The sequence below is a fragment of the Neisseria macacae ATCC 33926 genome, from assembly GCF_022749495.1.
In the GTDB taxonomy this organism is placed as follows: domain Bacteria; phylum Pseudomonadota; class Gammaproteobacteria; order Burkholderiales; family Neisseriaceae; genus Neisseria; species Neisseria macacae.
Genome location: NZ_CP094241.1, coordinates 29,165 through 41,895 on the forward strand (window position 1 = coordinate 29,165; position 12,731 = coordinate 41,895).

Consider the following 12,731-nt stretch of genomic DNA (forward strand, 5'->3'; position numbering starts at 1 on the left):
CTTATGAATTGGTTATTTTAGCATTTTTCGCGGACGGGTTCGGGAGAGATGGGAAAGGTCGTCTGAAAAGCATATTTTTGTGTTTTCAGACGACCTTTGGTAAGGGAGGCTGCATCGGAACGGGAGTTTTGAACCGTTGTCGTTTCTGTTGCCGTCATTCCCGCGCAGGCGGGAATCCATTTTTGAAATTCAGCAACTGTTTTTCAAATCAGGGTTTCTCAAGTTTTACGATGGATTCCTGCCGTAGCCTGTCCTCGCGTAGGCGGGGGCGGGAATGACGGAATTTGATGAGATACCGTATTTAAAGTTAAGTATGTTTGCTAGGGAGATGGGCAGCGGCGGTTTGGGGCGGGTGGGGTCAATTTCTTGGTGCATCGTTGAAATAAAGATAAGGGCGCATGATTGCGCCCCTTCGGTTTTCAGACGATCCCTTAAGCTTGGCGGGATTAAGCCGTTTTGTTCCGCAACGGCAGTTTGATATGCGGCTTGGCGGGTTTGGGCGCTTCTTTCAAGCCCAGTTCGATTTGCTGCTCTTCGCTCAACAAATTGCTCCAGTCGCCTTTTTTATACCACTCGCGCCCGTCCAATTCGATGGGGTGCTGGATGCGCTCGCAGCCGTTGCCGCATTGCAAATCGTCTTCTTTACAATATTTGTCGCAACCCCAGCAGATGCGCTCCGGCGCTTTGGGGAAGATGGGGAATTTTTTTGCCATGGTGTGAAATCCTTGTTTTTATTTTCATGAAATTATAAATGATTCGATTGCGGCAGCTTGGTTTTTGTACGTCTTTTTACGCTGGACAGTTAAGAAATGTATAAGGTCGTCTGAAATAGCCAGCCGATTCATGTTATATTTATACAGACAGCATATCAACCTATTCGATAAAACTAATCCGCCATATGGCACTCAAACGGCGGAATGCCTGATATTTGAAACTATTTTTAAAGCAATCAATCAGTTGGATTTACTGTTAATTTCTTTAAAATTCAGTATGATATATTTCGCTCTGATATAATGTGCGGGCAAGGCGTACGGAAGCCGGCGTCTTGTCTTTTTTTCAACTTTAGATACTAAGGAACTTATATGTGCGGTATCGTCGGCGCCATCCGCGCCAATCACAATGTAGTCGATTTTCTGACCGACGGTCTCAAACGCCTTGAATATCGGGGCTACGATTCGTCGGGTATCGCCGTGAACATGGACGGCAAAATCAAACGCGTGCGCCGTGTCGGCCGCGTGCAGCTGATGGAAGACGCGGCGCGCGAAAAAGGCGTGTTCGGCCATATCGGCATCGGCCATACCCGCTGGGCGACCCACGGCGGCGTAACCGAACCCAACGCCCACCCCCACATCTCCGGCGGCATGATTGCCGTTGTCCACAACGGCATCATCGAAAACTTCGAAGCCGAACGCGAACGCCTCCAATCCTTAGGCTATACCTTCGAATCGCAAACCGACACCGAAGTCATCGCCCACAGCGTCAATCACGAATACACCCAAAACGGCGGCAAACTGTTTGAAGCCGTCCGCGCTGCCACCGCCCGTTTCCACGGCGCATATGCCATCGCCGTGATGGCGCAGGACAAACCCGAAGAAATGGTGGTCGCACGCATGGGCTGCCCACTCTTGGTGGCATTGGGCGACCAAGAAACCTTCATCGCCTCCGACGTGTCCGCCGTCATCGCCTTTACCCGCCGCATCGCCTATTTGGAAGACGGCGACATTGCCCTTCTAAGCGCAAACGGCATCGACAAACTCATTGACAAAACCGGTGCTGAAACCCAACGCAAAGTCAAAGTATCCGAACTGTCGCTCGCTTCGCTGGAGTTGGGCCCATACAGCCACTTCATGCAAAAAGAAATCCACGAGCAGCCGCGCGCCATCGCCGATACCGCCGAAGTCTTCCTTGACGGCGGCTTCGAACCCGAAAACTTCGGCGCAAACGCACGCGAAGTGTTCGACGACATCCACAGCATCAAAATCCTCGCCTGCGGCACGTCCTACTACGCCGCGCTGACCGCCAAATACTGGCTCGAATCCATCGCCAAAATCCCGACCGACGTCGAAATCGCCAGCGAATACCGCTACCGCGACGTGATTGCCGATCCGAAACAACTGATCATCACCATTTCCCAATCCGGCGAAACCTTGGACACGATGGAAGCCCTGAAATACGCGAAATCCTTAGGGCACAAACACAGCCTGTCCATCTGCAACGTCATGGAATCCGCCCTGCCGCGCGAAAGCGAATTGGTGCTGTACACCCGCGCCGGCGCAGAAATCGGCGTCGCCTCCACCAAAGCGTTCACCACGCAACTGGTTGTATTGTTTGGCTTGGCGGTGACGCTGGGCAAACAGCGCGGTTTGGTTTCCGCCGAAAAAGCGCGCGAATACGTCGAAGAACTACGCCAACTGCCCGGCAGCATCCAACACGTTCTCAACCTTGAGCCGCAAATCGCCGCATGGGCGCAAAAATTCGCCAAGAAAAACAGCGCACTGTTTTTAGGCCGCGGCATCCACTTCCCGATTGCCCTCGAAGGCGCGTTGAAGCTGAAAGAAATCACCTACATCCACGCCGAAGCCTATCCCGCAGGCGAATTGAAACACGGCCCGCTTGCATTGGTGGACGAAAACATGCCCGTCGTCGTCATCGCGCCGAACGACGGCTTGTTGGACAAAGTCAAAGCCAATATGCAGGAAGTCGGCGCACGCGGCGGCGAACTCTTCGTCTTCGCCGACTTGGACAGCAATTTCAACGCCACCGACGGCGTGCACGTCATCCGCGCCCCGCGCCACGTCGGCGTACTCTCGCCGATCGTGCATACCATCCCCGTGCAGCTCTTGTCCTACCACGCCGCCCTCGCACGCGGCACAGACGTGGACAAACCGCGCAACCTGGCGAAATCGGTTACGGTTGAATAAAGCCCGATTTGAACGGTAAAAGGTCGTCTGAAAACTGAACTGGCCCCCAAATCTTGGACACTCATAAAAGCCTATTCAGGCGCTCTGTGCAAGCTGGGTTCTGTATGCGACAGGACTCAGCTTTTTCAATTTCAAACTGCAACGCTCCCGGTTGTAGTAATCCATATAGTCATCTATCTGCTTCATCAATTCATCTACCGTCAATTCACCTGCGTTATAGAAACACTCCGTCTTCAACACCGCAAAGAAGCTTTCCATCGGCGCATTGTCCCAACAGTTCGCCTTTCGCGACATGCTTTGAACCATGGAATACTCCGCAAGCAATTCCCTATATCCCGACGTACGGTACAGCACGCCTTGGTCCGAATGCAGCATCGTTCCTTTAGCAGTCAGACGGGGGGCGGCTTTTTCGAGCATTTCCTTCACCATTTCGCTGTCGGCTCTGCGGCTCATGGCGTAGGCGACGATCTCGCGGTTGAACAAGTCCAAGATTGGCGAGAGGTACAGTTTGCCGTCCTTCCCTTTGAGTTCGGTAACGTCGGTCAGCCATTTTTCGTTGGGCTTTCGGGCTTTGAACCGGCGTTTGAGGAGGTGTTCCGATATTTCGCCCATGGCGGGATGGCGGTAGGCTTTTTTCGCCCGTATGAGGGCTTTCAGTTCCATCTGCTTCATCAACCGCGCCACTTTTTTGCGGTTCCAACCCAATGCTGCGGCAATGCGCCTTTGTCCGTAGCGTCCTTTATGCCGCCGGTAGGTTTCGACAAGGAGGGCTTTGTCGGCTGCTTCGGGATCGGGTCGGTCTTGGTGATGGTAGTAAAAGCTGCTTTTGGGCAGGTTTGCGATGTGCAGCAGGTATTTGAGCGGGTGTTGCGCCCTCAGTGTTTGGACGGTTTGGCTTTGTCCTTTGCGGTCTGCTTTTGGCTGAGGGCTTTTAACTCCTTTAGGTAGGCGACCTCTGCGCGCATATAGCACAACTCTTCGATAAGCTCTGCCTGCGTTTTTTCTTGGTCGGGTTTATCTGCGATGAAGGGGTTTTTGCGGTGTTGGGGCATGGTTTTGGATTGGGGATGTTCGAGTGCGCCGATACCGCCTTCTTGATAGGCGCGTATCCATCGTCTCAGGTGGGTTCGGGAAATGCCGTAGTGGTCTGCGGTACGTTGTTGGCTGCGTATATGCAGGTAGTGGAGTACGGCTTGGTATTTGAAGTGTAATGTATATTTGCTCATAAAAAAACTGCACCTTGTGAGTTGGAGGGGATGTGTCCAACTTTTGGGGTGCAGTTCAAACTGGATTCCCAAGTTTTCAGACGACCTTTTTTAAATCGACGCGCGCTTTGGATAAACCGAACCCGTAGCGTGGGCTTTGCCCGCGAAGTTTGTTATCCGTCAGTCTGAATCGGACAGTTGTCCTCTCATCTGTTTCGCGGGTAGAACCTGCGCTACGGTTTGTTTTGAGGGTGTCTTATCTATTTCCTGCTCTGATTAAGAAGCGGGATTTAAGATTGAAAAAAGGTCGTCTGAAAACTTAGGTTTCCCAAGTTTTCAGACGACCTTTCAAAACACGCTATGGATAAGCCGAACCTCGTAGCGTGGGCTTTGCCCGCGAAGTCTGTTATCCGTCAGTCTGAACCGGGCAGTTGTCCTCGCATCTGTTTCGCGGGTAGAACCCGCGCTACGGTTTGTTTTGACGGTATCTTATTCATTTCCTGATCCGATTAAGAAGGCAGGTTTGAGATTGAAAGAGGTCGTCTGAAAACTTAGGTTTCCCAGTTTTCAGACGACCTTGATTAATCAAAACACGCTGTGGATAAGCCGAACCTCGTAACGTGGGCTTTGCCCGCTGAATATAGTCAATTCAAATCAGCAATGTCCACGCCGTCATTCCCGCGCAGGCGGGAATGACGGCTGGTGGCGGGTTCCGTATCAAAAACTAAGCCCGTAGCGTGGGTTTTACCCACGAATGAATAGAAATGATTGGATTCTGATGTCTAGGTTGAAAGTCGTGTGCAACGCCCGCGCTACTCTTATTTGACGAAAGGTCGTCTGAAAAACCTGAATCTTGGTTTTCAGACGACCTTTTGTTCCGATTCAATCTCAAAGCATTAACACGGTATCAAATCCGTTTCGCTAATTCTTCTGCCTTGCCGATGTACAGCGCGGGGGTCAGGGCGAGCAGTTGGGATTTGGCTTCGGCGGGGATTTCCAGCGATTCGATGAAGACTTTCAGCACTTCGGGCGTGATGCCGCCTTTGCCGCGCGTCAGGTCTTTCAGTTTTTCGTAAGGATTGGCGACGCCGTGGCGGCGCATCACGGTTTGAATCGGCTCGGCGAGCAGCTCCCAAGTGGCATCCAAATCGGCGGCCAGCGCGGCGGGGTTGGGTTCGAGCTTGTTCAGGCCGCGCAGGTGGGCGGCAAAACCTAATACGGCATAGCCTACGCCTACGCCCATGTTGCGCAGGACGGTGCTGTCGGTCAGGTCGCGCTGCCAACGGGAAACGGGCAGTTTTTCGGATAAGAAGCCCAATACGGCGTTTGCCATGCCGAGGTTGCCTTCGGAGTTTTCAAAGTCGATGGGATTGACTTTGTGCGGCATGGTGGAAGAGCCGACTTCGCCCGCTTTGACTTTTTGTTTGAAGTAACCCAATGAAATATAACCCCAAACGTCGCGGTTGAAGTCGATCAGGATGGTGTTGATGCGGCTGAGGGTTTGGAAGAATTCAGCCATGTAGTCGTGCGGCTCGATTTGGATGGTGTAGGGGTTGAAGGTCAGGCCGAGGCTGATTTCGACGAAGTTGCGGCAGTGGGTTTCCCAATCGACGTCGGGATAGGCGACCATGTGGGCGTTGTAGTTGCCGACGGCGCCGTTGATTTTGCCGAGGAATTCTTGCGCCTGAAGGTTTTTGAACTGGCGTTGCAGGCGGTACACGATGTTGGCGGTTTCTTTGCCCAAGGTGGTCGGCGTGGCGGGTTGGCCGTGGGTGCGGCTCATCATGGGGACGGCGGCAAGGTCGTGCGCCATGCCGGTGAGTTTTTCGATGATTTCGGCAAGTTTGGGCAGGATGACGGTTTCACGCGCTTCTTGCAGCATTAGGGCGTGGGACAGGTTGTTGATGTCTTCGCTGGTGCAGGCGAAGTGGATGAACTCGCTGGCGGCGGCGACTTCGGGTACGCCGGCGAAGCGTTCTTTAAGCCAGTATTCGATGGCTTTGACATCATGATTGGTGGTCGCTTCGATGGCTTTGACGGCGGCTGCGTCTTCCAATGAAAAGTTTTCGATGACTTTGTCGATTTCGGCAAGCGTGAAATCGCTGAAGGCGGGAATTTCGGTGATTTTCGGTTCGGCGGCGAGGGCTTTGAGCCAGCTCAATTCGACTTTGATGCGCGCCCTCATCAGGCCGTATTCGGAGAAAATCGGACGCAATGCTTCAACGGATTGGGCGTAGCGGCCGTCTAGGGGGGAAAGTGCAGCGATAGGGTTGATCATGTCGGAGTCCTGTCGGTAGGTCGGTCAAACGGTTAAATCAAACAGTCAAATTGTTTGCAATTATACATGATTTGACCCGGCAACTTCGGGTCGTCTGAAACTACAACCTTCCCTTCAAAGCGTTTTTGACAAACGCCGCCGACTCGCGCAATACCGTGAAACCATAGCCGCCGTAAGGCTCGGAACAAAACGGCGCGGCATACACCTGAATATCGTGTCCCTGCCACTGCCTGTCCGCCATCATCCTCGCCCGCGCCAAATGAAAACCGGCGCTGACAATGACGACGCGCGGGCTGTTTTCAATAAAATCGCGGCTGAACACAATGTTCTCAAACGTATTTTCCGCCCGCCGCTCTTGGATAATGTCTTCTTTCGGCACCCCCATCTTCTCCGCAATCGCCTGCATATTGCCCGAAGCAGACTGAAAATCGCGGCTGAGTCCGCCCGACATCACCAGCTTCTTCACCTTGCCGGCACGATACAGCTCGACAGCAGCTTCAACGCGCGCCACCAAACAAGGATTCAGACGACCCCCTTCATAAGAACGGGTCGAAAGCACAACCGCAGCATCCGCCGGACGCACCGTATCCGCATCCAACCGCGACACCCAAAAATCGCGCCACATGATCCACAGCGGTAAAAGAGCGGCGGTAAAGAACAAAATCAATATAAAAACAAGGGCTTTTTTGAACATCCGAATCCTAAAATGATGAAAGTAGTTGGAACGCCGCTGTACGGGCAGGTTCCGCTTGTTCTTAAGATTTTACGAAATTCATACAGCCGTTCAGCTATATTTTTTTAGTAACCGATTGTTTCTATCCGTCCAAGTACGAATTTTGTTGTCGACAAATATTTTTATGGCTTTTCGTCATCGGATATTATTTAAATTGGGAATAACATTAATGCATAGCCTAGGAATATGATAATCAGTATTGACATGGCGTATAAGGAAAATATATTATCAAAAACAGATTTTTGTAAAAGTTGCATAAAGTCGGCAATATAATATCAACGCCATCATCATCTTGAATGATATGTAGGCTATCTCCAATTTTGAAGACTTTTTCTCTTCGTTCAACTATTAGAGAGTAAACATGAAAAAAGCTTTATCAGTTATTTCCGTAGGTTTTTTATCTCTGTCTCTGCTTGCTGCCTGTAATGGTGGAGAAAGTGAAACCCAAAAAGAGCTTGCTGCATTGAAAGAACAACTGGCGCAGCAACAAAAGCAACAAGCTGAACGCGAAAATCAAGAACAAGAACACCGGAAACAAATTGAGCAACAGCAAAGAGAAGACGAACTCTATCAAAAAGCCTACCAAGATGCCCAAGAAGACTTACAGATGAAACAAATGCTGGAAGAAGAGAAAAAACAGGAAGAAGCAAAGAAAAAACAGGCTGCTGAGGAACGTAAACGCGAAGAAGCTAAAAAGAAACAAGCTTTAGAAGAGGAACCTAAGCAAAAAGAAGAGGCCAGAATAAAACAAGAAGAACCTAGAATTAGACAAGAAGAATCCCCAAAAGCTACTGCAAAACCGGCTGCTTCACAACAAGCGTCCAAAGTTACCGAAAAACTCGTTCGTTACCCTGCTTTTGTGATTTCGGAATCTGGTAGTGGTTCGTTAAATCTCAGAGGAGGACCGTCTATTTCAGCAGTTTCTGTTACCCAATTGAAAGACGGTCAGCAACTTCAAGTGGTGGCTGAAACCAACGCCTGTACCAATGCCAACGGTGGCTGCTGGGTTAAAGTTCAAGTTGGCGGGCTGACTGGTTATGTATCTAATGCCTACCTGCAAAAAGGTCATGTACGAGATGGTGCTTATGCATATTAATATCGGATAGATTTTATTGGTGACGTTCTGTATCCACTAGAATAGAAATGATGGGAAAGTGAAAGAATATTTGGGGCTGTTCTGAATTATTTTAGGATGGAGTCCATTCAATAATCTATCCAATTCCGACTGTAAAATAGAAAAAAGGTCGTCTGAAATTTCAGACGACCTTTTTGACGTTTTACAAAACAACCGAATCTTCAGTCTTTGCGGCGGCTGCCTAAGTCGGCGGCGGCGGTAAAGAGTACGTCGGTGGAGGAGTTGAGGGCGGTTTCGGCGGAGTCTTGGATAACGCCGATAATCATGCCGACGCCGACGACGCGCATGGCGAAGTCGTTGTCTATGCCCAAGAGGCTGCAGGCGACGGGGATCAGCAGCAGCGAGCCGCCGGCAACGCCGGATGCGCCGCATGCGCCGACGGTGGCGACGAGGCTCAGGAGCAGGGCGGTTGGGTAATCGACGACGATGCCTTTGGTGTAGGCAGCCGCCATGGCTAAGACGGTAATGGTAATCGCTGCGCCTGCCATGTTGATGGTTGCGCCCAGCGGGATGGAGACGGAGTAGGTGTCTTCATGTAAGCCGAGTTTTTTCGCCAATGCCATGTTGACGGGGATGTTGGCGGCGGAGGAGCGGGTGAAGAAGGCGTAGAGTCCGCTTTCGCGCAGGCAGGTGAAGACCAGTCCGTAGGGGTTTTTGCGGGTTTGCGACCAGACGATGAGCGGGTTCACAACGAGGGCGATAAATGCCATGCTGCCGAGCAGGACGGCCAGCAGGCGTCCGTAGCTGAGGAAGGCTGAAAAGCCGGTTTCGGCAACGGTTTGGGAGACCAGTCCGAAAATACCCAAGGGGGCGAAACGGATAACCCATTGTACGACGGTGGTAACGGCGTCGGAGAGGTCGGCGACGACTTGGCGGGTGGTGTCGGAGCCGTGGTGGCGCAATGCGGAGCCTAAAACCAACGCCCATGCGAGAATGCCGATGTAGTTGGCTTGTGCGATGGCGTTAATCGGGTTGGACACGAGCTTCATCAAAAGCTCTTTGAGGACTTGGATGATGCCGGAGGGCGGTGCGAGGGTGGAGGTGGCTACGTCTTTAAACACCAGCGCGGTCGGGAATGCCATACTGGCGGCAACGGCGACTGCGGCGGCGGCAAATGTGCCGACGAGATACAGAATAATGATGGGTTTGATTTTGGCTTCGCCGCCTTTGCGGTATTGCACCAGCGCGGCGGTTACTAAGACAAACACCAATACGGGGGCGACGGCTTTCAATGCGCCGACGAACAATTCGCCGAGCAGCCCTGCGCCCAAACCTGCTTTCGGGGAAATGGAGCCGACCAAGACGCCCAACATCAAACCGATGATGATTTGCGGGACAAGTCCGATACGGTTGACTGCGTTCAGCAGTGGATGACCACTTGCCATGATACGTCCTCTTACTTTATGTGTTAAGAAACGTTGCATTTTAAAAGAAAATATCAATTATTGCGCAGGTTTACATATCAAATCGATTGTTGTGGCGGAAAATGCTCTGTTTTTGGACTTGTCGGACAGTTTGTGCCTGATTTTTTGTATTGAATGGGTAAATGTGTTTTTTGGTATCCGCCTTTTCAGACGACCCCTCCGTCTCGGGCGGGTTTTAAACCCGATTGAAAATAATGGTAGAATTTAGAACCCTTCTGCCGTTGAAACATTTTTTGCCATGACCAGACTGACTTCGCCCATCCTGATTGCCTCACTCGCCCTTGCCTACGGACACGCAACCGCAGCCGATCTGCCGCGTGCCGAAGACTACGAACCGATTCCCGGCTTCAAGCAGGGCGGGCAATCCGAGCAGGCTGCCAAAGCAGGCAAACTGACGCCCAAGTTTCCCGTCAAAATCGAAACCAAAAACAGCGAAGTCAAATCCATGCTCGAAGAATACCTGCCGCTGATTACCCAGCAGCAGGACGAAGAATTGGATAAAGAGCAGGTCGGCTTCCTCGCCGAAGAAACGCCCGACAACGTCAAAACCATGCTCAAAACCAAAGGCTATTTCAACGGCAACGTCAACGTCCAAGACAACGGTTCGAGCTACACCGTCGCCGTCAATCCCGGCCCGCGCACCAAAATCGACAACGTCAGCGTCGCCATCCTCGGCGACATCCTGTCAGACAACAACCTTGCCGAGTATTACCAAAAAGCCATGGCAAACTGGCAGCAGCCCGTTGGCGAATACTTTGACCAAGACGGCTGGAGCGGCAGCAAAACCTCCGTCCTCAGCGCAGTAACCCGCAAAAAATACCCGCTTGCCAAACTCAGCAACAGCCAAGCCACCGTCAATCCCAACAACAACACTGCCGATCTGAACGTTACCGTCGAAAGCAACCGCCCCATTTATTTCGGCGACTTTGAAATCACCGGCACCCGCCGCTATCCCGAAAACGTCGTCGCCGGCCTGGCACGTTTCAAACCCGGCGCGCCCTACGACCTCGACCTCTTGCTCGACTTCCAACAAGCGCTCGAACAAAACGGACATTACTCCGGCGCATCCGTTCAAGCCGACTTCGACCGCCTCCAAGGTGACCGCGTGCCCGTCAAAGTCAACGTCACCGAAGTCAAACGCCACAAACTCGAAACCGGTATCCGCTACGATTCCGAATACGGCCTCGGCGGACGCATCGGTTACGACTACTACAACCTCTTCAACAAAGGCTACATCGGTTCCGTCGTTTGGGACATGGACAAATATGAAACCACCCTCGCCGCCGGTATCAGCCAGCCGCGCAACAGCGAAGGCAAATACTGGACGACCAACACGTCCTACAACCGCTCGACCACCCAAAACCTTGAAAAACGCGCCCTGACCAGCGGTATTTGGCGCGTGCGCGACCGCAACGGCATCGAATCGCGCCTCGGTATCGAATTCATTACCGAAGACCGCAAAGTACCCAATACCAATTACGACCTCGGCCGCAGCCACGCCACCATGCTGACCGCCTCGTGGAAACGCCAAAACATCGAAACCGAGCTGCGTCCCGAAAACGGCTACTACCTCGACGGCAAAATCGGCGCAACACTGGGCAACTTCCTGTCCTCCACCACCATGGCGCGCGCCACCGCCCGCGCAGGCTATTTCTACACACCCGAAAACAAAAAACTCGGCACCTTCATCGTCCGCGGGCAGGCAGGCTACGTTTATGCCCGCGAAGGCGAAGACGTACCTTCCAGCCTCATGTTCCGCACCGGCGGCGCCTCTTCCGTACGCGGTTACGAACTCGACAGCATCGGTCTGGCAGGTCCGAACAATTCCGTCCTCCCCGATAGGGCATTACTGGTCGGCAGCCTCGAATACCAATTCCCGATTACCAAAAGCGTATCCGGTGCCGTCTTCCACGATGTCGGCGATGCCGCAGGCAACTTCAAACGCATGAGCATGAAACACGGTACCGGCCTCGGCGTGCGCTGGTTCAGCCCCGTCGCCCCGTTCTCCTTCGACGTCGCCTACGGACACCAAGACAAAAAACTCCGTTGGCACATCAGTTTGGGCACAAGGTTTTAAGGTCGTCTGAAAACAAAAAACAGGGGTGCTTGATGGCATCCCTGCTTTTTTATGTGGTATGTGAAAACCGCATACATCGGATTTTCAAAAGCCAACGGATTCGCAGCCGACAAAAAACTCAGGCTAAATGTTTTGCCAAAAGATTGAGGGCAAACTCGACGGCTTGTGTTCTGACGGCTTCGCGGTCGCCGCTGAAGACTTGCATCTGTTCCAATGATTCGGTTGGTGTGGACAAACCGAACCAAACCGTGCCGACAGGTTTCACCGCGCTGCCGCCGCCCGGGCCTGCGATGCCGGAAATACTGAGGGCGTAGTCGGCTTGGGCGACGGCTTTCGCACCGCGCGCCATTTCGTACACGGTTTCGCGGCTGACCGCGCCGTGTTGCAGCAGCGTGTCGGGCATGACGCCGAGGCGTTCTTCTTTGGCTTGGTTGCTGTAAGTGACGAAACTTTGATGAAACCATTGCGAGCTGCCCGCAATGCTGGTGAACGCGCCCGCCAGCAGGCCGCCGGTGCAGGATTCGGCGCAGGTGACGGTTTGGCGGTGTCGGGTGAGGTGTTCGGCTATGGTTTGCAGGGCGGTCATGGGATGTCCTTTCGCTGGGCGGGTTTCCCCGAAATATGGGGTTGGGTGGAGACCCTATTATATAGTGGATTAACTTTAAACCAGTACGGTGTTGCCTCGCCTTGTCCTGATTTAAAGTTAATCCACTATAGAAGGATTGCAGAGAGTGGGCGAAAGGTCGTCTGAAAACCGGAATCCCAATTTTTCAGACGACCTTTTGTGCTTTGCCCTATCCGCCAAACCGCCGGTCACCCGTAGCGTGGGTTTTACCCACGGATGAACAGGGATAATTGGATTCGGATGTTCGGGTGGGAGATCGCAGGCAAAGCCCACGCTGCGGATTGGTTTATCCTAAGCCTTGCCCATTTGAACAAAAGGTCGTCTGAAACCGAA

At 52.5% G+C, this 12,731-nt stretch carries 11 protein-coding genes; 3 read left to right on the forward strand and 8 right to left on the reverse strand.

Annotated features, from left to right (window positions below):
* Positions 1-17 precede the first annotated feature (17 nt).
* Both MON40_RS00180 and MON40_RS00185 read right to left on the reverse strand, forming a co-directional pair.
* Positions 18-158, reverse strand: a complete 141-nt coding sequence (locus tag MON40_RS00180; protein WP_003779536.1) for a hypothetical protein — start codon at positions 156-158, stop codon at positions 18-20.
* A gap of 288 nt (positions 159-446) precedes the next feature.
* Complete coding sequence (locus MON40_RS00185) at positions 447-713, reverse strand: DUF3079 domain-containing protein (protein WP_003766405.1); 267 nt, start codon at positions 711-713, stop codon at positions 447-449.
* Between the two features lie 369 nt (positions 714-1,082).
* Here MON40_RS00185 and glmS point away from each other — a divergent pair, with 369 nt between their 5' ends.
* Positions 1,083-2,921 carry a glutamine--fructose-6-phosphate transaminase (isomerizing) gene (glmS, locus tag MON40_RS00190; RefSeq protein WP_003779543.1) on the forward strand — a complete coding sequence of 613 codons (1,839 nt, stop codon included), beginning with the start codon at positions 1,083-1,085 and terminating at the stop codon, positions 2,919-2,921.
* Positions 2,922-2,996: 75 nt separating this feature from the next.
* Here the strand turns inward: glmS and MON40_RS00195 are convergent, their stop codons facing one another.
* The 4 genes from MON40_RS00195 to MON40_RS00210 form a co-directional block, all read right to left on the reverse strand.
* Positions 2,997-3,893, reverse strand: a complete 897-nt coding sequence (locus MON40_RS00195; protein WP_242925846.1) for an IS3 family transposase — start codon at positions 3,891-3,893, stop codon at positions 2,997-2,999.
* Positions 3,797-4,147: a helix-turn-helix domain-containing protein gene (locus MON40_RS00200; RefSeq protein WP_003756620.1), complete on the reverse strand. Its 351-nt coding sequence runs from the start codon at positions 4,145-4,147 to the stop codon at positions 3,797-3,799. Before MON40_RS00200 ends, MON40_RS00195 begins: the two co-directional genes overlap by 97 nt.
* Before the next feature lie 886 nt (positions 4,148-5,033).
* A complete protein-coding gene (gene purB, locus MON40_RS00205; RefSeq protein WP_003779547.1) occupies positions 5,034-6,404 on the reverse strand; it encodes an adenylosuccinate lyase in 1,371 nt (456 codons plus the stop codon).
* Positions 6,405-6,504: 100 nt separating this feature from the next.
* The gene (locus MON40_RS00210; protein WP_003779549.1) at positions 6,505-7,098 is read right to left on the reverse strand and encodes a YdcF family protein; all 594 of its coding nucleotides are present in this window, start codon (positions 7,096-7,098) and stop codon (positions 6,505-6,507) included.
* A gap of 400 nt (positions 7,099-7,498) precedes the next feature.
* Between MON40_RS00210 and MON40_RS00215 the strand changes: the two genes are divergently transcribed.
* Positions 7,499-8,233, forward strand: a complete 735-nt coding sequence (locus tag MON40_RS00215; RefSeq protein WP_003755704.1) for an SH3 domain-containing protein — start codon at positions 7,499-7,501, stop codon at positions 8,231-8,233.
* 200 nt (positions 8,234-8,433) lie between these two features.
* Here the strand turns inward: MON40_RS00215 and sstT are convergent, their stop codons facing one another.
* Positions 8,434-9,657, reverse strand: a complete 1,224-nt coding sequence (sstT, locus tag MON40_RS00220; RefSeq protein ID WP_039863185.1) for a serine/threonine transporter SstT — start codon at positions 9,655-9,657, stop codon at positions 8,434-8,436.
* 277 nt (positions 9,658-9,934) lie between these two features.
* Here sstT and MON40_RS00225 point away from each other — a divergent pair, with 277 nt between their 5' ends.
* Positions 9,935-11,773: an autotransporter assembly complex protein TamA gene (locus MON40_RS00225; RefSeq protein ID WP_003779558.1), complete on the forward strand. Its 1,839-nt coding sequence runs from the start codon at positions 9,935-9,937 to the stop codon at positions 11,771-11,773.
* Positions 11,774-11,891: 118 nt separating this feature from the next.
* On the opposite strand, the gene MON40_RS00230 is transcribed toward MON40_RS00225, so the two are convergent.
* Positions 11,892-12,359 carry a CinA family protein gene (locus MON40_RS00230; RefSeq protein WP_003779559.1) on the reverse strand — a complete coding sequence of 156 codons (468 nt, stop codon included), beginning with the start codon at positions 12,357-12,359 and terminating at the stop codon, positions 11,892-11,894.
* Between the last annotated feature and the right edge of the window lie 372 nt (positions 12,360-12,731).

Excerpts from the sequence above, each read along its gene's own strand:
- MON40_RS00180 (WP_003779536.1), bottom strand. The coding sequence starts at position 158 with ATGACGGCAACAGAAACGACAACGGTTCAAAACTCCCGTTCCGATGCA.
- MON40_RS00185 (WP_003766405.1), bottom strand. The coding sequence starts at position 713 with ATGGCAAAAAAATTCCCCATCTTCCCCAAAGCGCCGGAGCGCATCTGC.
- glmS (WP_003779543.1), top strand. The coding sequence starts at position 1,083 with ATGTGCGGTATCGTCGGCGCCATCCGCGCCAATCACAATGTAGTCGAT.
- MON40_RS00200 (WP_003756620.1), bottom strand. The coding sequence starts at position 4,147 with ATGAGCAAATATACATTACACTTCAAATACCAAGCCGTACTCCACTAC.
- purB (WP_003779547.1), bottom strand. The coding sequence starts at position 6,404 with ATGATCAACCCTATCGCTGCACTTTCCCCCCTAGACGGCCGCTACGCC.
- MON40_RS00210 (WP_003779549.1), bottom strand. The coding sequence starts at position 7,098 with ATGTTCAAAAAAGCCCTTGTTTTTATATTGATTTTGTTCTTTACCGCC.
- MON40_RS00215 (WP_003755704.1), top strand. The coding sequence starts at position 7,499 with ATGAAAAAAGCTTTATCAGTTATTTCCGTAGGTTTTTTATCTCTGTCT.
- sstT (WP_039863185.1), bottom strand. The coding sequence starts at position 9,657 with ATGGCAAGTGGTCATCCACTGCTGAACGCAGTCAACCGTATCGGACTT.
- MON40_RS00225 (WP_003779558.1), top strand. The coding sequence starts at position 9,935 with ATGACCAGACTGACTTCGCCCATCCTGATTGCCTCACTCGCCCTTGCC.
- MON40_RS00230 (WP_003779559.1), bottom strand. The coding sequence starts at position 12,359 with ATGACCGCCCTGCAAACCATAGCCGAACACCTCACCCGACACCGCCAA.